Genomic DNA, 19751 nt, shown 5'->3' with positions numbered 1-19751 from the left:
AGGCATTTTCATGCAAAGACGTGATTTTTTCAAATTTAGTGCTGTTGTCGGTGCGGCTAGTTTTGCACCTAATGTTGTTTTAGCTAGTAGTGAAGCGCTCAAGTCTCCTAATAAAAATAGAGTTTTTGACGTTAGCTTTAAGCATAGTTTAAAAGAGCAGGGCAAGCTTAGCAGGCTTTGGGTTCCGCTTCTTGTCGGTAACGAATATCAGCAACTTGTAAGCAACTATGATGTATCGACAAACGCAAAAGAGCACTACATCTCAGATCTTGTGATACCTACGCTTTATGCGGGCTTTAACGAAAACGAAAAAGATGCGAATTTGGAGCTTAAATTTCGTGTCCGGACACATGAGAGAAACACTGATTTTAGCAAGGTAAATTTCAACGAAAACGAAAAACTTAGCCCTGAAGTTGAGTTTTTCTTAAAACCTACCAAGCAAATCCCAAACACAGGAATAGTAAAGCAAAAAGCCGAAGAGATCGTCAAGGGAATTAACGGCGATCTTGAAAAAGCAAGAGCGATATACACTTGGGTTGCAAACACCATGCAGCGTGATAATAGCGTCATAGGATGCGGTCTAGGAGATGTAAAAGCGATACTTGAAAGCGGAAAGCTTGTGGGCAAATGCACCGATATAAACTCCGTTTTTGTAGGGCTTTGCAGAGCAGTTGGGATACCTGCTAGAGAGCTCTTTGGCATAAGAGTTGGTCAAAGCAGATTTTCAAACGAGATGGGCAAGGCGGATGAAAACGGACTTGCTAAAATTTCAGGCGGACAGCATTGCAGGGCGGAATTTTATCTTAAGGGATACGGCTGGATACCCGTAGATCCTGCCGATGTTACTAAAGTGCGTCTGGGCGAAAAGCTAAGCAATAGCGATGAGAAGCTAAACAAAATTCGCGAATATCTCTTTGGCAACTGGGAGATGTGCTGGGTAGGATTTAACTACGGGCGCGACTTCATCTTAAAGCCCGAGCCCGAGCAGATTCCGCTAAACAACTTTGGCTATCCGTATGCGGAAACTGACGGAAATACGGCAAATTATTATTCGCCAAAAGAATTTAGCTACGACTATACCGCACAAGAGTTAAAAGCTTGAGAAGTGTATTTTTAGCTATTGCTTCGATAATAAGTGCCTTTGCGGCTACACTTTGCTGCTTGCCGGCACTTGTTTTTTTGATATTTGGATCTACATTTACTCTTTTTGGTTTTACCGAGCAGCTAAGCGAATTTAGAGGGATTTTAAGTATTCTTGCCCTTGTTTGCTTGGCTCTTTCTATATTTTATTTTTTTAAAAAAGATAGAAGTTGCTCACTTAAAAAAATAGGCAAAAAATGGCTTTTGATATACGTTTTTTTAGCTGTTTTTGTGTTTATTTTGCTATCATATCCTGAAGTTTTGGGAGCTATCTATGCGTGAATTTATCGCTCTTATCTTGCTTTGCGCTTTTTCGTTTGCCGATCAAAAAGTTGTTATTTTGGTTGAGGAGATGCACTGTCCGCTTTGTACGGCTATGGTTAGAAAAGCGCTATTAAAAGTAGATGGCGTAAAAGAAGTAAAGGCTAGTTTGCGCGATAAGACGGCAGTTGTTAAGACGCTTAAAGATATAAGCGAGCAACAACTCTTAGACGCAGTAGCAACAACAGGCTATAAAGGTAAGATAATAAACAACTTAAAGGAGTAGAAATGCAAAAAAATGACGTTATGAGCGACTTTAAAAAGCTTTGTGAAATTCCTCACTGTAGCTATGAGACAGAACAGATGAGAGAATTCTTGGTCGAATTTGCCAAATCTCAAGGCTTTAATGTAGGTGTGGACGAGCTTGGAAATATACACGCTCACAAGGGAAATCCTAAAATTTGCCTTCAAAGCCACTATGATATGGTTTGCGTAGGTGCTGCTCCAAAGCTAGAGCTTATCGAAGAAAACGGGATTTTAAGAGCTAAAAACTCAACTTTAGGTGCAGATAACGGCATAGGCGTAGCCATGATGATGGGCGCGATGAGAGAGTTTGCAAATTTGGAGTGTCTATTTACGAACGACGAAGAAGTTGGACTTGTAGGCGCAAACGGATTTAAGGGTAAGATTATCGCTCCAAATTTGTTAAATTTAGACAGCGAAGAGGATGATCGTGTGACTTTAGGCTGCGCAGGCGGTATAAACGTAAGCGCAAAGGTAAGCGATGAAAAAGTTAAAAAAAGCGGAAAAGTTTATGAAGTAAGCGTTACCGGGCTTCCGGGTGGTCACTCGGGCAATGAAATTCATAAAAACATCCCAAGCTCCATAAAAGTAATCGGCAAATTTTTAGCCGAAAACGATTGTGAGCTAATCAATCTTGATTTTGGAGAAAGAAGCAACTCTATCCCTGCAAATGCAAGATGCAAGGTGTTTTGCGCGCAAGAGCTAAAATCAAACGGCCTTGTAGAAGTAGTTGCTCTTAATGAAGATAGTGCCGAGGTGCTGGCTCATAGCGGTAAAATTTTAGCCCTTATCAACTCATTCCCGCAAGGCGTAAGAAGCTATAATGTCGAGCTAAATATGGTAAATAACAGCATAAATCTCTCAACCGTCAAGCAAAAAGACGGCTTGGTGGAATTTGACTTCTTCGGAAGGGCTATGACTAGAGAGGGGCTTGATATCGTAGGTTTTGAGACTAAGACATTAGCTGATGCTCTTGGATTTGACGTTAGCGTAAGAGATCGTTCGGCTAACTGGAGTCCGTCTATTAGCGAATTTAGCGAAGTAGTACTTGAAGAGCTTAAGAAATTTAAGCCTGAAGCTAAATTTTCAGCCGTTCACGCAGGGCTTGAATGCGGAATTTTAGTAAGCAAGCAGCCCGGGCTTGAAGCTTGCTCTATAGGACCGAACATCCACTCGCCTCACTCGGTAAATGAGCGCTGCGAGATAGAGTCTGTCCAGATGATGGATAAGGTAGTAAGAAATATAATCGCTCGTTTTCAATAATCTTTAATAACCTAGCTACGGTATTTTAAGCATTATATGCCGTAGCTATTTTAAATTCGCAAGCCAATTAAATTTAAGCTAAATTCTCTTATCCTTGCTCTTGCAAAGATCGCTTAAAAAGCACTCGTGGCAATTTGGCTTAATCGCCTTACATGTATATCTGCCAAAAAGAACCATTGCTTGATGAAGCGTGTTTAGGTCTGTTTTAAAAGCTTTTGTTAGATCCATCTCAACTCCTTCAGGCGTTTTGGCTTTGCTTAAACCTAGCCTATGAGATACGCGAAATACGTGCGTATCTACGGCCATTAAATTTGCTCCGTTGTGCTCGATAAGAACTACGTGAGCCGTCTTTTGTCCGACACCCGCTAAGCTTACCAGTTCTTCTTCGCTAAGCGGAATTTCACCGCCAAAATTCTCCATTACGCTTTTTGCCATTTTTATTAAATTTTGGGCTTTGTTATTAAAAAAACTACAGCTTTGTATGAGCATTTTAACGCTTGCCAAGTTCGCGTTTGCCATACTTTTTATATCCGGATAGCTTTTAAAAAGCTCAGGCGTTATTAAATTTACTCGCTTATCCGTGCACTGAGCAGATAGCATAACGCACACCAAAAGCTCGTAAAGATTGTTAAATTTAAGCTCGCTTCTTGCATCTTTAAAATGGAGCAAAAACTGCTCTTTGATCGCTTTTATATCTTTTTTTGTTCTCATATCGGGCTACTTTAAGTCCTTTTAGTAAAAATTTTTAATAAATTATAACCTAACATTAATTACTTTCTTGCTATAATTTTAAACAAATTTTTTAAAAAGGAATAAGCATGATGAATAAAGTTTTATTCGGGGCTTTAAGTTTGGCTGCGGCCGTAAGTCTAAACGCAGCAGTTTATGCAACTGTTGACGGTATGAATATCGAGGATAAGGATGTGGCTATAACTCTTGGCGCAATGCCTGGCGTGCATTTGCAACAACTTCCTGAGGATACTCAAAGAAAAGTTATAGACGAGACTATCAGCAGAAAACTTCTTGCAAAAGAGGCCAAAAAAAGCGGCGTAGAAAAAGAAGCGCAGTTTAAAGAGGCTCTTGAAGAGGCAAAAGACGCTATTATGCTTGATATATGGATGAAGAAAATTTATGATGATATCAAAGTAAGCGAAGCTGATATAAAAGCATTTTACGATAAAAACAAAGAGCAGTTTTCAATCCCTGCTCAAGCTAAAGCTAAACATATCCTAGTAGCTGACGAGAAGGCTGCAAACGAGATAATAGCTCAACTAAAAAATCTAAAAGGCGACGCTCTTGTGGCTAAATTTATGGAGCTTGCAAAATCAAAATCAATCGATCAAGGCTCAGGCTCAAATGGCGGCGAGCTTGGCTGGTTTGGTCAATCTCAAATGGTTAAACCATTCGCCGATGCGGCATTTGCACTTAAAAAAGGCGAAATCACAACAAAACCTGTTCAATCGCAATTTGGCTACCATGTAATCTTAAAAGAAGATAGCAAAGTTGCAGGAGCGGTTCCTTTAAACGAGGCAAAAGGACAGATAGAAGCCGGCTTAAAGATGGAAAAATTTAGAGACGAGATGAGAAAAAGAGGCGACGCTCTTCGCTCTAAAGCAAAAATAGAATATAAATAAGAGGTGTAAAATGGGTGTTTTAGATATAGTAAAGCCGGGAGTTTTGGTAGGCGATGATGTAAATAAACTCTATAACTATGCCAAGCAAGAGGGGTTTGCGATCCCTGCCGTAAATGTCGTAGGAAGCGACTCGGTAAATGCCGTATTGGAATCGGCGAAGAAGGCTAACTCACCCGTTATTATTCAGTTTTCAAACGGAGGAGCAGCGTTTTATGCGGGCAAAGCCTGCCAAAACGCTGCGGTACTGGGTGCGGTAGCCGGAGCTTCGCATGTACATATGCTTGCTAAAGCTTACGGAGTGCCTGTAATCCTTCATACTGATCATGCTGCTAGAAAGTTGCTTCCTTGGATAGATGAGCTTATCAAATTTAGTCGCGACTATAAGAAATTTCACTCAACCCCGCTTTTTAGCTCTCACATGCTTGATCTTAGCGAAGAGAGCTTGGAAGATAACATAAGCACTTGCGAAAAGTATCTAGCCGAGCTTAGCGAGCTGGGTATCAGCCTTGAGATAGAGCTTGGTGTAACGGGAGGAGAAGAGGACGGTGTGGATAACACGGGAGTTGATAACGCGCTTCTTTATACCCAGCCTGAAGATGTGGCTCTTGCCTACGAAAGGCTTAGCAAGATAAGCGATAGATTTAGTATAGCGGCTAGTTTTGGTAACGTACATGGGGTTTATAAACCTGGAAACGTAGTGTTAAGACCTGAAATTTTAAAGAATTCTCAAGAGTATGTCGCTAATAAATTTAATACTTCTTGCAAAAATCCCGTAAATTTCGTCTTTCACGGCGGAAGCGGAAGCGAGCTAAAAGATATCAAAGATGCCGTTAGCTACGGAGTTGTCAAGATGAATATCGACACCGATACGCAGTGGGCGTTTTGGGATGGAGTAAGAGGATATGAGCTCGAGTATAGAGCCTATCTGCAAGGACAGATCGGAAACCCTGAAGGCGAAGATAAGCCGAATAAAAAATACTATGATCCGCGCAAATGGTTAAGATGCGGCGAAGAGAGTATGGTTAATCGTTTGATGGTAGCCTTTGAGGATCTAAACTGCTTAAATAGAAACTAGGCTTAAGTATGGATGTCAAAAATAACGCATTTGCCGACTTGGCTATCCCTGAAACCAAGGGCAGGAGAGCGTCGTTTGTCTATCTTAAGATAGTTTTTGTACCCGTTCTTATCTATGTAGTAGCGCTTCTTGGTTATTTTAAAAAGATAAATTTCGATATCGGACTTCACACCGTCATTATGATGGGTGTTATACTTGTCGTTGCGCTAATCTTTGCTAAACATAGCGCCGAGCTTGCTTGCTGCTATTTTGAGCAAAGCGGGGCTGACTTCAAGCGAAGTCTCAAAGAATACATCATCAAGCATCTTTTGGTGATCGGCAAAGATACCAAGTCAAATGCCAGCTTTGATGATTTTGTAGCTTACTATACAAGAAATTTAAGAAATGAAAATTTCGCTTCGGTCGGAGCGGGAATTTTCCCTATGCTTGGAATTTTAGGAACATTTATAAGCATAGCTATCTCGATGCCCGAGTTTAACTCATCAAACACAGTCGGTCTTGAAAAGGAAATTTCTATCCTTTTAAGCGGTGTTGCGACTGCGTTTTACGTTTCTATTTACGGAATTTTTCTTGCACTTTGGTGGATATTTTTTGAGCGATATGGGATGAGTAAATTTGAAACTCTCGTTAGACGGCAAAAAAACGCCACGAGTGATTTTTTCTGGAGCAAGGAAGAGATCGATAAACGCTATTTGCAGCAGAGCTTAACGCACTTTGAAAAGATCGGAGTTATCTTTGAGCATGTGAGCAATCAGGAGTTTTTTACCGAGCTTGATAGGGCTATAAACAAGAAATTTCAAATTTTTACTGACATTTTAAAGGCCGAAGAAAATGCGGTTAAGCTTAGCAGTGAAAGCGTAAAGCAAACGATGAATACGCTACTAAAGACGACAAAAGAGCAAAGGGATTTGGTTAAAATTCATAGCGAAATTTTAAACGTCATCAATCAATTTAATCGCAACATCAAAGATATGCAGATAAAATTTTCAGAGCAATACAACAGACTTTATGAAGTCGGCGGCGATCAAATTTCACGTCTTGAACGAAGCGTGAGCGAAATTCAAAGCGGAGTTATGAGCTTTAATAATTCGCTTCATATATTTAGCAATGAAATTTTAGAAAAGCAAAAGCAAGCTATGGACGGCTTTAAGGACTCTTTGATAGACGGAGTGCAGGCTTTTAAAACGGCTTTTGACGATGAAGCTAGCTTGGCATACGAAGATAACAGTACGCTTATTAGCGAGCTTAGAAAAGACATTATGAAACTTGACGAAGAGGCTAGTGAAATCCTTGAAAGCATAGAAAAAACAAGCATATTAGATGAAGATAGAAGATAAAAGACACAATTCCGATCAGACATTTTGGATATCTTATGCCGATTTGATGGCCGGGCTCATGTTTGTCTTTATGCTGATAATCGGTGCGGTAGTCGTCAAATACGTCCTTACGCAAAGCGATATAGCGCGTCTTCAAGTAAATTTAAAATCCCAAGAGCAAAATCTTACTATAGCTCAAAAAGAGCTTAGAAACAAAGAGGCTCTTATACAAAATATCTTTTCGAATTTAAACACCGCAAAGCTTGAAAACCAAGAATTAGCAGAGATAAACGAGCTTGTAAACCAGCGCTTGCGCACGATAAGAGATGAAAAATCACGCCTTGAAAATATCACTTCAGCTTATGCGCATAAGCTTGATGATGCAAATAAGACGATTGAAAATTTGGATCTGCAGGTTAAAGAACTTATAATAAGCCTTAGCGAAAAAGAACGCCAAGTAAGCGAGCTTTTGGCAAGTCTTGAGGCTCAAGGATTGAGGTATGAAAATCTTGAAAAAGATTACAATGATACTAAAACGCAGATTAAAAATTTAGGTCTTTTGCACTCAAACGTCATCTCGAATTTACGTTCTAAGCTTGGCGATAAGGTTCATATCGATCCTGCTTCAGGAGTTGTTGCTCTGCCAAATTCGATACTTTTTGATGTTGGCTCGCACACTCTTAAAGAAGAGTCAAAAGAGAAGCTTAAAGAGATCTTGCAGAGTTACTTCGAGGCTGTTTTAAATAGCGATGAAATTCGCAAGCATATCGACAAGATAGTAATTGAAGGACACACCGACTCGGTAGGAAGCTATCTGTATAACCTTGATCTGTCGCAAAAGCGCGCTTATGAGGTGCTTGAGTTTATATACTCTTGGAATAGCGATAAGAGATTAGAAGAGTATCTTATAGCTAGCGGGCGTAGTTTTAGCGATCTTATCATGAAAGACGGCAAAGAAGATGCAGAGGCTTCAAGGCGGATTGAGATTAAGATTTCAATCTCGGATAAAGAAGCCATGAGAGAGATCGAAGAGTTTTTGGAGCGACAAAATAAAAAATATTGAGCCTATCAAATTTAGAAATCTTAGCTTTTATCTGCTTAGAGATGATCTTATCGGAGGCGAATTTAACGGCAATAAAGCCAGAAAGCTTGAGTATTTTTTAAATTCAAATCTAAACGGCGTTAAAAGAGTAGTAAGCTATGGCTCAAGCCAGTCAAATGCGATGTATAGCTTAAGCGTTTTTGCCAAGATTAAGGGGCTTGAGTTTTGTTACGTAGTATCTCATCTAAGCTCAAATTTGAAGGAAAATCCTATCGGAAATTTCAAATTCGCCTTGCAAAACGGCATGAAGCTTTTTATAGATGGAAATAGAGAAGCTAAAGCAAAAGAGCTTGCAAGCGGCAAAGAAGCGCTTTTTATAAATGAAGGCGTGGCGCAGCCCGAGGCTGAAGCGGGTTTTATAACTCAAGCTAGAGAGATAGAAAGCTGGGCTAGCGGTAGCGACAAAACGGTTGATATATTTTTGCCATCAGGAACCGGAACGAGTGCGGCTTATCTTGCAAAGCACACTAAATTTAGAGTGCTAACTTGTCCTTGCGTGGGGGATGAGGAGTATTTAAGGGAGCAAATTTCGGCTCTTGATTTGAATTCAAAAGTTGAAATTTTAAATCCGCCAAAGAAGTATCACTTCGGAGATTTGAAATTTGAGCTTTATGAAATTTGGCAAGAAATTTTAAAAGAGACAAAGGTGGAATTTGATCTCATATACGACCCTGTTGGGCTTATAACTCTTTTTTCAAATTTGGATAAATTTGAAAACGAGATTTTATATATCCATCAGGGCGGAATTTTGGGCAATGTCAGCCAAAAGCTTAGATATGAAAGAAAGATAAATAAAAGGCGATAAGATGAAATTTTTACTTACAAGCGATGAGAATTTTAAAGATAGCTTTAAACAGCTGGTAAATCGCTCGGATATGGATATGGGAAGCGTAACTCCCGTTGTTTTGGAAATTTTAAACGATGTGAAAAAAAATGGCGACGCGGCTCTTTTTGAACAGGTTGGCAAATTTGATCGTTGGAAGCCAAATGAAGCGGATTTTAAAATAGATCCTGTCGATATGCAAAGAGCCTATGACGGAATAGATGATTCATTAAGACACGCTTTGAATTTAGCCTATGATCGCATTAAGGCTTATCATGAAAAAAGCCTTCCTCAAACATGGACACAAAAGGACGATCAAGGAGTTCTTTTGGGAGCTAAATATACGCCCGTAGATAGAGCGGGGCTTTATATACCCGGTGGAAAGGCGGCGTATCCAAGCTCGCTTCTTATGAACGCTATACCTGCCATAGTTGCAGGGGTTAAGCAGATAGTCGTGTGCACTCCTGCCGTTGAAGGCAAGGTAAATAAGCTGCTTTTGGCGGCGATGCATATTTGCGGCATCAAAGAGGCTTATAAAGTAGGCGGAGCGAGCGCTATTGCCGCTATGGCGTATGGAACGAATTTGATAAAAAAAGTAGATGTGATAACGGGTCCCGGAAATATCTATGTGGCCACTGCTAAAAAGCTTGTTTATGGTGAAGTAAATATCGACATGATAGCGGGACCTAGTGAGATAGGGGTGATAGCCGATGAGAGCGCAAATCCTCGCCATATAGCTATAGATATGCTAAGTCAAGCGGAGCATGACGAGCTTGCCAGTGCGTTTTTGATAACTCCAAACCAAGCTTTCGCCGCGCAGGTTCAAAGGTGTATAAACGAGGAGCTAAAAAGCTTGCAACGAGAATCAATCGCAAGAGCCAGCATAGAGAATAAAAGTGCGATTATCGTAGCTCGCGATATAAAAGAGTGCGTTGAGTTGATGAACGAACTGGCGGTTGAACATCTTGAGATAGCCACAAATGACGCTATGGAGATTATGAGTGATATAAGGCATGCGGGCGCTATATTTATAGGGCATTTTACGCCTGAGGCTATGGGCGATTATCTTGCAGGACCAAACCATACTTTACCGACCGGAGGAAGCGCTAGATTTTACTCGCCTTTGGGTGTTGAAAATTTTATTAAAAAAAGCTCTATCATATCCGTTAGCGCAAAAGGCATCACGGAGCTCGGGCAAGCTTGCATGAAGCTTGCGGAGGCTGAGGGATTGACTGCGCATAAGCGATCGGTTGAAATTAGATATAACGAGCTAACCGGCATTGGTTTATAAGAAATTTATGAGCCTATCTGTATAATGAGTAAAAAAATAGGAGATTTGTATGAAACTTGGAAATAATTTTGCAAGCACTCAAAATCAGTATCTGGATCAAGCAAAAAACGCGACTCAAAAAGCCCTAAACAACATAGCGGCAAACCGTGCCATAAGCGGCGAGGACAGTGCGAATTTGATTATAGCGGATAATTTAAGAAGCCAAAGTTCGGCTTTAGAGCAGGGTATAGCTAATGCAAACGACGCTATCGCGATACTTCAGATAGCGGATTCTACGCTTGAAAACATAACCAAAAGTGCCGATAGGATAAATGAACTATCCGTTAAAATGAATAGCCCTATACTAAATCAAGATCAAAGAAATATGCTAACCCGAGAAGCAAATGCTCTTACGCGATCCATGCAAGATAGTATCACGCAAGCTAGCTTTAACGGTAAAAATATATTTTCTGAAAATTTGAGCTTTTTTACGGGAGATAAAACCGCAAGCGTGAATTTATCGAGTGTGAATTTAAAGAATTTGGATATAAACGATCAGCAAAGCGTGGTTGATTTTATATCTTCGATCAACTCTCTTCGCTCCGAGATAGGCTCTACTCAAAACGGAATTTTTTCAAGCATAAACGCAGGTTTGGCTAAAAACACCGCGCTAAGAGCAAGCGAAGCTAATTTATTAAACGATGATTTAGCAAAAAACATCGGCTCTTTGAATTCAAACACTATCAAGCTTAACGCTTCTATATTCGCTCAAATTCACAATACTTCAAATTTACAAAATCAAGTTGCAAGGCTACTTGGATAAAATTTAAATGGAGGGTTTAAACTCTCCATTTTTTAAATTTCTGCTTCATATCATCTATAAAATTCTGATTATAAAAGCGTATCGGTTTTGCATAGTATGCCGCTCGTAAAACACTTTTTTCAAGTTAGGAGCTCTGATGAGTTTTATGTTGCGAGAGCAAGTGCAACTTGTAACAGGCTTAAGAAAAAAGCTTATGGTGATCTTGGAAATCAAGCCGTTTGTTTATGCGGATAAGAGCAGCCAGATGTATATTGCTAGATTTTACATCGATTAACTTTTACTTAATCGATGTAAAACTTATTTGAAAGAATTTGTGGTTTGCATGAGCTGAGATAAAATTTAAGGGGCGAAACCACCCCTTAAATTTCTATATTATTCAACTTCGGCATCGATTACATCGTCATCTTTTTTCTTGTTTGCTCCGCCGCTTTGCTCGCTGGCTTGCGCGTTATCTTTTTTGTACATCGCTTCTGCTAGTTTGTGGCTTGCTTCGCTAAGCGCCTTTACTTTAGCGTCTATCTGCTCTTTGTTTGCGTTTTCATCTTTTAGAGTCTCTTTTAACGAATTTAAAGCGCTTTCGATATTTGCTCTATCTTCGCCTGAAATTTTATCTCCAAGCTCGTTTAGGCTCTTTTCTGTTTGGTGAGCTAGTGAATCGGCTTGATTTCTTGCCTCAACCGCCTCTTTGCGTTTTTTATCATCTTCTTTATGAAGCTCTGCGTCTTTTACCATCTTGTTTATCTCGTCATCACTTAGTCCGCTTGAACCCGAAATCGTGATGTTTTGAGCTTTACCTGTCGCCTTATCTTTAGCTGAAACAGTTAAAATTCCGTTTGCGTCAATGTCAAATTCAACCTCTATTTGAGGCACTCCGCGAGGTGCAGGTGGGATTCCTTCAAGGTTGAATTGTCCAAGAGATTTATTATCTCTTCCAAATTCTCTCTCGCCTTGAAGCACATGTATGGTAACTGCACTTTGATTATCTTCGGCTGTTGAGAACACTTGGTTTTTCTTAACAGGTATAGTTGTGCCTTTTTCTATAATTTTTGTCATCACGCCGCCAAGTGTTTCGATACCAAGGCTTAGCGGAGTAACGTCAAGAAGCAATACGTCTTTTACGTCGCCTTTGATAACCGCACCTTGTATCGCCGCACCTATGGCAACCACTTCATCAGGATTTACGGATTTATTTAGCTCTTTGCCGAAAGCCTTTTTAACCTCTTCTTGAACTAATGGCACGCGCGTAGAACCACCAACCATAACAATCTCTTTTACTTCGGATTTGTTTAATCCCGCCTCTTTTACAACCTCGTTAATCTTATTAATCGTTTCTCCTACAAGATCATCGATCATGCTTTCAAATTTTGCTCTTGTAAGCTTTTTTACAAGGTGCTTAGGACCTGTCGCATCAGCTGTGATAAATGGTAAATTTATCTCTGTTTCTTGAGCGGAGCTAAGCTCTTTTTTGGCGTTTTCGGCAGCTTCTTTTAGTCTTTGAAGCGCCATTACATCGCCTTTTAGATCGATTCCGTTTTCTTTTTTGAACTCGTCAGCTAGCCAATCTATCAAGCGATTATCAAAGTCATCGCCTCCCAAGAACGCATTACCGCCTGTTGAAAGAACCTCTACTACGTTATCGCCTGTTTCAAGAACCGTTACGTCAAAAGTACCGCCACCAAGGTCATAAACTACTATTTTTTCAGCCTCTTTTTTGTCAAGCCCGTATGCAAGAGCGGCTGCCGTAGGCTCGTTTATGATACGAAGCACGTTTAGTCCCGCTATCGTGCCTGCTTCTTTTGTTGCTTTTCTTTGGCTATCGTTAAAGTAAGCAGGTACTGTTATAACAGCATCTACAACGCTCTCTCCAAGATACGCTTCTGCATCTTCTTTTAGCTTCATTAAGACTTTAGCCGAAATTTCTTGCGGGGTATATACCTTGCCTGCTATCTCGATAGCGCAAGCACCGTTTCTATCCACAACATGATATGGCAAGCGAGTTTTAGCCTCTTTTGCGGCATCTTCATTGCTCATAAGACCCATAATTCTTTTTATAGAGTAGATGGTCTTTTCAGGGTTTGTAACCGCTTGACGTTTTGCGCTGTCGCCTACTAAAACCTCTCCTTTATCTGTAAATGCCACAACAGAAGGAGTTGTGTTTTTGCCCTCTTTGTTTTGTATAACCTTGCTCTCACCTCGCTCATAGACACTTACGCAAGAGTTTGTCGTACCAAGGTCTATTCCTATAACTTTTCCCATTGTTTTTCCTTTATTTTAGATTTTTATTTCAATTTTATTTTATATTTTCGCTATTTTTAAAATTTAGCGCAACTTTAGCTTAAATTTAACGCGTTTTTCAACTAAGCATTAATCTTTGACACTAAGCTAAATCACTTAGCCACAGAAACCATTGCAGGACGCAAAATTCTACCGTTTATAAGGTAGCCTTTTTGTATCACTTGCACGATCGCACCGCTTTCGTGAGCATCGCTTTCAACCCTCATCATGGCATTGTGCACATTCGGATCAAATTCGCCGTCCGTGCTAATAGCCGTTACGCCGTGCTTTTCAAAGCATTTTTTAAACTGGTCTATGGTGATATTGATGCCCTCTTTGATTTTGGCTGCAAATTCATCGCCTTCCGGGTTGAAATTCGCCGCCATTTCCAGAGCATCAATCACCGGCAAAAGATCTCTTGCAAATTTTTCGTTAGCATAATTTACTAGATCAACTTTTTCTTTTTCAAAGCGTTTTTTGATATTTTCAAAATCAGCATTGGCTCTGTAATACTTATCCGTTAGCTCATCAATTTGCTTTTGAAGTTCAAGATTTTTTAGATTATCATCGCCAAAGCTAATGCTCTCATCGCTACCTTCATCAGGTATTAGATCTTGTGCTTTTATCTCTTCACTCATGCCGCATCCTTTATATAGTTAAAAAATTTTTCATAATCCGTATAAACGCTTCCCGCACAAATCATCTTAGCCTCATCGCCAAGATATTTTACGTCCTGCTTGATACCGATATATCCGTCGTCAAAAAGCGGAGAAAACGCTAAATTTGAGCCCATTAACCGCTCAAAGCCGGGATCTAATATCATTTTAAATCTCTCGTCTTTAAACATACTAAAGACTATTTTTTCATTTTCCTGAAAATAAATTTTCGTCCTCTTTAACTCTTTGATTCTGTTTTTAAGCTCGTTTAATCCTACTTGAGACGCTATCTCCTCAAGTCTATCCAAGCTAATTCCTAAAAGATTGTTTAAAAATTTCTCGACTCTACGATCAAATTTAAGAGCAATCTCGTCACTACTAAAATTTAAAACTAAAAATCTATCGTTTAAGTTCAAAATTTCTTCTAAAATTTGATACTTATTGCCGTAAATCATACAATAAATCTCAAAATCTCTGGCGAGTTCTTTCAAAAAATACTCATCTGAAATTTCAAGCCCTTTGTCAAAGCTAAGATGAGTTTGCCAATATGCGTTCATAGTTGAAGCGGTAGGTATCCTTCCTCCACTTATATGAAGCTGTGTGATGGCTCCTTCATCTGATAGTTTTTTAAAATAAACCCTGATAGTCGAAGCTGGAATCGCTACTGACATACGAGAGCAAAGCTCGCTTGAACCAATCGGTGAATTGTCATTCAAATAAGCTTTTATGATAGATTGCAGTATCAAATCTCTCTTGCTGGTTTTTATCATATTAGCACTCTTTTATTTTAATTGCTAGAAGCATTATACAATATTGAGTTAGATATTGTCAAGTATTTAAATTAAAAGATTTTATTTAGATAACTTTAGCCTTATATGCTCATATTTTAATTAACAAGGAAAGTATTGTCTTTTGGATATTAGATTTATCAAATTTGTATATATTTAAATAAATTTATACGAAATAATGTATAAAATAATATAAATAAAATATATTATATAATATAAAATAGATTTTATATAAATTATTTTCATTATATTATAATAATTTATGTATATTTAATAATATAAAATGTATAATTACACAATGGTAGAGATAAGTGATATTTTTAATTTGTTGCACAATGCTGTCGAATCAAAAAATATGGGTAAAAAAATTTCACAAGCCCAAATGGCAAAACGCCTTGGAGTATCAATGAGAACTTATCAGGATTGGAAGCTTGGAATTTCAAAGCCTCAAGCCGCTATCGCAGTGTGTCAGCTTCTTTGTGAGCTTGATGATGAAGATGTCGTGTATGTAGTTAAAAAAATAAGAAAATTGATAGGAAATTTAGATGGATAGATTAACACAAAAAGAAAGAGCCCAGCTTGAAGAGGTTTTTGCGGCAATTTATGCAAACAGAGGATCAAAATTTAAAAACATCTATGAGTGGTCACATAAAAAGATAGTTATATTTTTTGATAAAATGAAAAACGGAGTAAATAAAAATATAAATTTAAAGAATCTTGTTTTTAGATCAAAATAAAATATATAGGTTTTGAATGAAGAAAGCCTCAAAAGAGGCTTATTGATTATTTATCTCTTAAATTAAGCTCAGCTATAAGTTTTGAATACGCTGTATAGTCTTTGTTTTTAAGATATTTTAAAAGACGTTTTCTACGACCGACTAGTTTTAAAAGACCAAGTCTTGAAGAAAAATCCTTCTTAAATACTTTCAAGTGCTCTGTAAGCTCAGCAATTCTCGCACTTAAGAGCGCTATTTGAACCTCAGGTGAACCTGTGTCGTTTTCTTTTCTGGCGAATTTCGCAACTATTTCTGCTTTTTTAGCCGAATCCAAAGCCATAATGACCTCCTGATTGGTGAAATTAAAAAAGCCGATTATATCATAAAATTTAAAAATTTGCTAAAATATCTCAAAAATTACTATTTAATCAAATTTGCAGATAGTTTTTTATAAAATACAACCAAAAAAGGAGAATTTGTGCTTTTTACAAAAGCCAGCGAATACGCTTTGCTCTCGCTTATATACATCTCTCAAAAGGACTCTCCCGTGGATGTCGATACGATGTCAAACGAGCTTGGAATTTCAAAAAGTTTTTTAGCAAAAATTTTACAAGGACTTGCCAGAGAGAAAATTTTGATATCTTTTAAGGGCGCAAACGGAGGCTTTTTGCTGGCCGATGCTCCTGAAAATATAAGCATTAAGCGTATATTTGAAAGCGCGGAAAAGCGCAAAACAGCAGTATTTGAGTGCTCTTCGTCGCTTGAGGATTGCCCTAGCAATCAAGGCGCTATGTGTAAAATTTGGTCGACGTTTAACACTCTTCAAATTCAAATCGATGATTTTTTAGACACGATAAAACTGTCACACATCATTAAGAAGTAGCCTTGGCTCAAAAAAAACGTAATATCATAACTTTAGTTGCGCCGTTTATCGAGCCTATATTAAGGCTTAAGGGTCTAGCGATTGTAGGTGTGATAATGGCGATTTTAGCTATTATCATAGTTCCGCTTCCAAGTGCGGTGCTTGATTTTTTCCTTGCGCTTTCATTGTCTATCTCGGTTTTGATAATTTTAATCTCGGTTTACATACCAAAACCTACCGACCTTAGCACCTTTCCGACGCTAATTCTTATCGTTACGCTCTTTCGGCTTTCTTTAAATATCGCAACGACAAGAATGATATTAAGCGAAGGACACAACGGTCCTGACGCGGTTAGTGAGATTATTTCAAGCTTTGGGCAGTTTGTCGTAGGCGGCAACTACGTAATCGGTATTATCGTTTTTACTATTTTAGTGCTTATAAATTTTATGGTCGTTACCAAGGGCTCTACTCGCGTTTCGGAAGTTCAGGCTCGCTTTACTCTTGATGCGATGCCCGGCAAGCAGATGGCTATAGATGCAGATCTTAATGCGGGACTCATCGATGAAAAAACAGCGCGCGAAAGGCGCGAATCAATAATCGCCGAAGCGAATTTCTACGGAGCGATGGACGGTTCGTCTAAATTTATAAAAGGTGGCGCCGTAGCGGGCATTATCATCACTCTTATAAATATCATCGGCGGCTTTTTGATCGGAGCTTTTCAGCATGATATGGACATGGCAAGCGCGGCTCAGACATACACTATACTTACCATAGGAGACGGGCTTGTAAGTCAAATTCCGGGACTCATCACATCAACCGCAACCGCTATCATCATAACCAGAGCTAGTAAAGATGAAGAAAATTTCGCAGAGGGAGTGCTAACTCAACTTTTGGGGGAATACAAAACTTTGCTGATTGTTGGCTTTATACTGTTTATGTTTGCTTTGGTTCCGGGACTTCCTACACTTTCACTTGGCTTTATGGGACTGCTTTTTTTGGGTATCGGATACGTTATGAAGCAGACGCAAGAGGGTAAAATTTCTATCTTGCCGGCTTCAAAAACACAGGCCACGCAAGAGCAAAACGCTCAGCAAGCCGCTACTCAAAAAATTCCTAAAAAGAGCGATGAGGAGATAGCGCGCGAAGAGGAAGCGAAGATAAATGATATATTAAAGCTTGAAATTTTAGAGCTTGATCTTGGTTATGGATTGCTAAAACTAGCCGATAACGATCTGATAGAGAGAATTCGTGCTATGCGGCGTAATATCGCTACCCAGCTTGGCTTTTTAATGCCAAAAATTCGTATAAGAGATAATCTTCAGCTTCCGCCAAACGAGTATCGCTTTAAGCTAAAGGGCATCGTGATAGGTCAGGGTGAAATTTACGCGGATAAATTTCTAGCCATGGATAGCGGACTGGTTAGCGATACTATCGAAGGAATCGCTACTAAAGAGCCTGCATTTGGGCTTGATGCGCTGTGGATTGATTCAAGCGTGAAGGAAGACGCTATCTTAAGCGGATATACGATAGTTGATCCTGCAAGCGTGATATCAACGCATATGAGCGAGCTTATCAAGCAAAATTCAGCCGAGCTTTTAACCCGTCAAGAGGTGCAAAACCTACTTGACAAGCTTAAAAAAGAGTATCCCGTTATCGTTGAAGATACGCTTAGAATAGCGCCTATCGGGCTTATACAAAAGGTTTTAAAAGCTCTTTTAAAAGACTCGATTCCTATAAAAGATATGCTTAGCATACTTGAATCTCTTAGCGATATAGTCGAAGTTAGCAAAAATATCGACATGATCATCGAGCATGTGCGCTCAAATTTGGCTCGCGCGATAACTTCGATGTATGTGGATGAGAGCGGACGGCTAAATTTTTATATTATCGAAGCTTCTGCACAGCAAAAGTTAATAGACGCCGTGCAATATAAAGACGGAGCTTATCATTTGATGATAAATGTCGCTCAAACTTCGGCTATCGTTCAAGCCCTCAGAGACGCAAGGACTAGACGTGCGCTTTCGGAGCACGGAGCTATGGTGCTTTGCGTTGAGCCAAGTCTTAGAAAATTTATAGCCGATATCTGCACGAATTTTGGCATAGATATCGTGGTGCTTAGCTTCGCCGAGGTTGCGCCAAATACGCCTTTTGAAACGCTTGGCACGATTGAGATTGAAAATTTATAAAGGAAAAAGATGACGATACATCACCTCTCTCACACCGATCTTGACGGATACGGCGCGCAGACTATCACGGCGCACTATTTTAAAGATGTGAAATTTTATAACTCAAACTACGGGCGTGAGATCGATGAGAAATTTAGTGAAATTTTGGCCAATTTGAATGACGAAAAAGCGATTGTTTTGATAACGGATTTAAATTTAACCGTTACTCAATGCGAAGAATTCGAAAAAGCGCTTGACGGTAAAAACGCCAAGCTGATCTTGCTTGATCATCACCAAAGCGGAGCCGAGTGTGCGAGCAAATTTGGCTGGTATTTCCTTGATAGCTCAAGGTGCGCTACTAAGATAACACATGATTTTTTTGCAGGAATTTACGGAGTTGACGAGAGTCTTAAGAAATTTAGCGATGTGGTAAATGCTGTTGATATATGGCTTAAAGATGATGAAAACTTTGAGATGGGCAAGGTCTGCTTGGGTCTTGTTGCAAATGCAAAAGAGATAAATAAAGTGATGTTTGAGCAAGCGAGCTTTGAGTATATAAGCTACCTTATCTCAAGAGCGAGAGAGTTTTTTAACGACAAAAACGACTACATCGGACTTGACGAAGCTGTGTTTGGGTTTAAAAAAGAGTTTTTTAGAGCAGACAAAGACGACACGCTAAGTAACCTTATATCAAGCTATGTTGTGAAGTTACTAAGCGAAAACAAAGAAAAATTTACGATTAACTACAACGAATTTAGAGGAATTTTAACCTATAATATCGGAAATACTTCCGTGATAGGCAATGATTTTTTGGTTGCAAATGATGATATGGACTTTTTTATCGATGTTACGAGTAAAAAAACGCTAAGTTTCAGAGCTAACGGCAAGGTTGATGTAAGCGCGATGGCAAAGCATCTGGTAAATGGCGGTGGACATATAAACGCTAGCGGCGGACTGTTTGCTGCGTTTAAAGATAGTTTTAATTATGAAAATATCAAAGCGCAGATGGTTGATCTGATAACTAAAAAAACTATGCAAAAGGAGCAAAAATGAGAGAAGAAGAGCTAAGTATAGATGAGTTAAGTTACGAACTTTCGGTCATGCTTGAGGGCATGCTTTACTACGCGGGCGTGAAAAAAGAGTGCTTGCAAGATGCAGCTGAAGCTTATATAGAGTGCATTGAAGACGCCCTTGAAACAAGTGAAGCCGAGGGTGTTGATGAAGTCATCGAAGTAATTGAATACATGAAGAAAAAATACACTAAATTTTTTAAATAAATT

Annotated in this window: 23 protein-coding genes; 18 read left to right on the top strand and 5 right to left on the bottom strand. The window is 39.2% G+C overall.

The features are described 5' to 3' along the window. The first annotated feature begins 10 nt into the window (after nucleotides 1-10). From CORI_RS06275 to CORI_RS06260, 4 genes are read left to right on the top strand one after another with little or no spacing between them, the layout of a single operon-like run. On the top strand, nucleotides 11-1102 hold the full coding sequence (locus CORI_RS06275; RefSeq protein ID WP_173031260.1) for a transglutaminase-like domain-containing protein: 1092 nt from the start codon (nucleotides 11-13) through the stop codon (nucleotides 1100-1102). After that, complete coding sequence (locus tag CORI_RS06270) at nucleotides 1099-1422, top strand: aryl sulfotransferase (RefSeq protein ID WP_173031259.1); 324 nt, start codon at nucleotides 1099-1101, stop codon at nucleotides 1420-1422. The genes CORI_RS06275 and CORI_RS06270 overlap by 4 nt, the downstream gene beginning before the upstream one ends. After that, complete coding sequence (locus CORI_RS06265; protein WP_173031258.1) at nucleotides 1415-1687, top strand: heavy-metal-associated domain-containing protein; 273 nt, start codon at nucleotides 1415-1417, stop codon at nucleotides 1685-1687. Before CORI_RS06270 ends, CORI_RS06265 begins: the two co-directional genes overlap by 8 nt. A gap of 2 nt (nucleotides 1688-1689) precedes the next feature. After that, nucleotides 1690-2967, top strand: a complete 1278-nt coding sequence (locus CORI_RS06260) for a M20/M25/M40 family metallo-hydrolase (RefSeq protein WP_173031257.1) — start codon at nucleotides 1690-1692, stop codon at nucleotides 2965-2967. A 78-nt stretch (nucleotides 2968-3045) separates the two neighbouring features. On the opposite strand, the gene nth is transcribed toward CORI_RS06260, so the two are convergent. After that, nucleotides 3046-3678, bottom strand: a complete 633-nt coding sequence (nth, locus tag CORI_RS06255) for an endonuclease III (protein WP_173031256.1) — start codon at nucleotides 3676-3678, stop codon at nucleotides 3046-3048. 110 nt (nucleotides 3679-3788) lie between these two features. Here nth and CORI_RS06250 point away from each other — a divergent pair, with 110 nt between their 5' ends. The 8 genes from CORI_RS06250 (at nucleotide 3789) to CORI_RS06215 (ending at nucleotide 11284) form a co-directional block, all read left to right on the top strand. After that, entirely contained in the window at nucleotides 3789-4601 is an 813-nt protein-coding gene (locus tag CORI_RS06250) for a peptidyl-prolyl cis-trans isomerase (RefSeq protein WP_173031957.1), read from the top strand. A gap of 10 nt (nucleotides 4602-4611) precedes the next feature. After that, on the top strand, nucleotides 4612-5676 hold the full coding sequence (fbaA, locus tag CORI_RS06245; RefSeq protein ID WP_173031255.1) for a class II fructose-bisphosphate aldolase: 1065 nt from the start codon (nucleotides 4612-4614) through the stop codon (nucleotides 5674-5676). 8 nt (nucleotides 5677-5684) lie between these two features. After that, nucleotides 5685-7013 (top strand): MotA/TolQ/ExbB proton channel family protein, encoded by a 1329-nt coding sequence (locus CORI_RS06240; protein WP_173031254.1) that lies wholly within the window; start codon nucleotides 5685-5687, stop codon nucleotides 7011-7013. Continuing rightward, nucleotides 6997-8055, top strand: a complete 1059-nt coding sequence (locus CORI_RS06235) for an OmpA family protein (protein WP_173031253.1) — start codon at nucleotides 6997-6999, stop codon at nucleotides 8053-8055. The genes CORI_RS06240 and CORI_RS06235 overlap by 17 nt, the downstream gene beginning before the upstream one ends. Next, nucleotides 8051-8899 (top strand): 1-aminocyclopropane-1-carboxylate deaminase, encoded by an 849-nt coding sequence (locus tag CORI_RS06230; protein WP_173031956.1) that lies wholly within the window; start codon nucleotides 8051-8053, stop codon nucleotides 8897-8899. Before CORI_RS06235 ends, CORI_RS06230 begins: the two co-directional genes overlap by 5 nt. 1 nt (nucleotide 8900) lies before the next feature. Beyond that, the gene (hisD, locus tag CORI_RS06225; protein ID WP_173031252.1) at nucleotides 8901-10208 is read left to right on the top strand and encodes a histidinol dehydrogenase; all 1308 of its coding nucleotides are present in this window, start codon (nucleotides 8901-8903) and stop codon (nucleotides 10206-10208) included. Between the two features lie 49 nt (nucleotides 10209-10257). Continuing rightward, on the top strand, nucleotides 10258-11010 hold the full coding sequence (locus tag CORI_RS06220; protein ID WP_173031251.1) for a flagellin: 753 nt from the start codon (nucleotides 10258-10260) through the stop codon (nucleotides 11008-11010). A gap of 136 nt (nucleotides 11011-11146) precedes the next feature. Further along, the gene (locus CORI_RS06215; RefSeq protein WP_173031250.1) at nucleotides 11147-11284 is read left to right on the top strand and encodes a hypothetical protein; all 138 of its coding nucleotides are present in this window, start codon (nucleotides 11147-11149) and stop codon (nucleotides 11282-11284) included. 98 nt (nucleotides 11285-11382) lie between these two features. Here CORI_RS06215 and dnaK read toward each other — a convergent pair whose 3' ends face one another. The 3 genes from dnaK to CORI_RS06200 all read right to left on the bottom strand — a co-directional run bounded on the left by dnaK (nucleotide 11383) and on the right by CORI_RS06200 (nucleotide 14710). Next, the gene (dnaK, locus tag CORI_RS06210) at nucleotides 11383-13266 is read right to left on the bottom strand and encodes a molecular chaperone DnaK (protein WP_173031249.1); all 1884 of its coding nucleotides are present in this window, start codon (nucleotides 13264-13266) and stop codon (nucleotides 11383-11385) included. Nucleotides 13267-13397: 131 nt separating this feature from the next. Further along, nucleotides 13398-13922 (bottom strand): nucleotide exchange factor GrpE, encoded by a 525-nt coding sequence (gene grpE / locus CORI_RS06205; RefSeq protein WP_169942376.1) that lies wholly within the window; start codon nucleotides 13920-13922, stop codon nucleotides 13398-13400. Beyond that, nucleotides 13919-14710 carry an HrcA family transcriptional regulator gene (locus CORI_RS06200; protein ID WP_173031248.1) on the bottom strand — a complete coding sequence of 264 codons (792 nt, stop codon included), beginning with the start codon at nucleotides 14708-14710 and terminating at the stop codon, nucleotides 13919-13921. The genes grpE and CORI_RS06200 overlap by 4 nt, the downstream gene beginning before the upstream one ends. A gap of 316 nt (nucleotides 14711-15026) precedes the next feature. Between CORI_RS06200 and CORI_RS06195 the strand changes: the two genes are divergently transcribed. Then, nucleotides 15027-15281, top strand: coding sequence for a DNA-binding transcriptional regulator (locus tag CORI_RS06195; protein ID WP_169942380.1), 255 nt, complete (start codon nucleotides 15027-15029; stop codon nucleotides 15279-15281). Continuing rightward, complete coding sequence (locus tag CORI_RS06190; RefSeq protein ID WP_173031247.1) at nucleotides 15274-15465, top strand: hypothetical protein; 192 nt, start codon at nucleotides 15274-15276, stop codon at nucleotides 15463-15465. The genes CORI_RS06195 and CORI_RS06190 overlap by 8 nt, the downstream gene beginning before the upstream one ends. Before the next feature lie 46 nt (nucleotides 15466-15511). Here the strand turns inward: CORI_RS06190 and rpsO are convergent, their stop codons facing one another. Beyond that, nucleotides 15512-15784, bottom strand: coding sequence for a 30S ribosomal protein S15 (rpsO, locus tag CORI_RS06185; RefSeq protein ID WP_169942968.1), 273 nt, complete (start codon nucleotides 15782-15784; stop codon nucleotides 15512-15514). A 138-nt stretch (nucleotides 15785-15922) separates the two neighbouring features. On the opposite strand from rpsO, the gene CORI_RS06180 reads away from it, so the two are divergent. The 4 genes from CORI_RS06180 to CORI_RS06165 are packed head-to-tail and all read left to right on the top strand — an operon-like array spanning nucleotide 15923 to nucleotide 19748. After that, nucleotides 15923-16327, top strand: coding sequence for an Rrf2 family transcriptional regulator (locus CORI_RS06180; RefSeq protein ID WP_172197900.1), 405 nt, complete (start codon nucleotides 15923-15925; stop codon nucleotides 16325-16327). A 2-nt stretch (nucleotides 16328-16329) separates the two neighbouring features. Beyond that, nucleotides 16330-18492 (top strand): flagellar biosynthesis protein FlhA, encoded by a 2163-nt coding sequence (gene flhA / locus CORI_RS06175; RefSeq protein ID WP_173031246.1) that lies wholly within the window; start codon nucleotides 16330-16332, stop codon nucleotides 18490-18492. Nucleotides 18493-18501: 9 nt separating this feature from the next. Beyond that, complete coding sequence (locus CORI_RS06170) at nucleotides 18502-19524, top strand: DHH family phosphoesterase (protein WP_173031245.1); 1023 nt, start codon at nucleotides 18502-18504, stop codon at nucleotides 19522-19524. Continuing rightward, nucleotides 19521-19748: a hypothetical protein gene (locus tag CORI_RS06165; protein WP_173031244.1), complete on the top strand. Its 228-nt coding sequence runs from the start codon at nucleotides 19521-19523 to the stop codon at nucleotides 19746-19748. The genes CORI_RS06170 and CORI_RS06165 overlap by 4 nt, the downstream gene beginning before the upstream one ends. Nucleotides 19749-19751: the final 3 nt, after the last annotated feature.

The sequence above is a fragment of the Campylobacter sp. CCUG 57310 genome (genome assembly GCF_013201975.1).
GTDB classification, from domain to species: Bacteria; Campylobacterota; Campylobacteria; order Campylobacterales; family Campylobacteraceae; genus Campylobacter_A; species Campylobacter_A canis.
The sequence above is the reverse complement of the archived record's forward strand: the minus strand, read 5'-3'. Positions and strand labels throughout refer to the sequence as shown.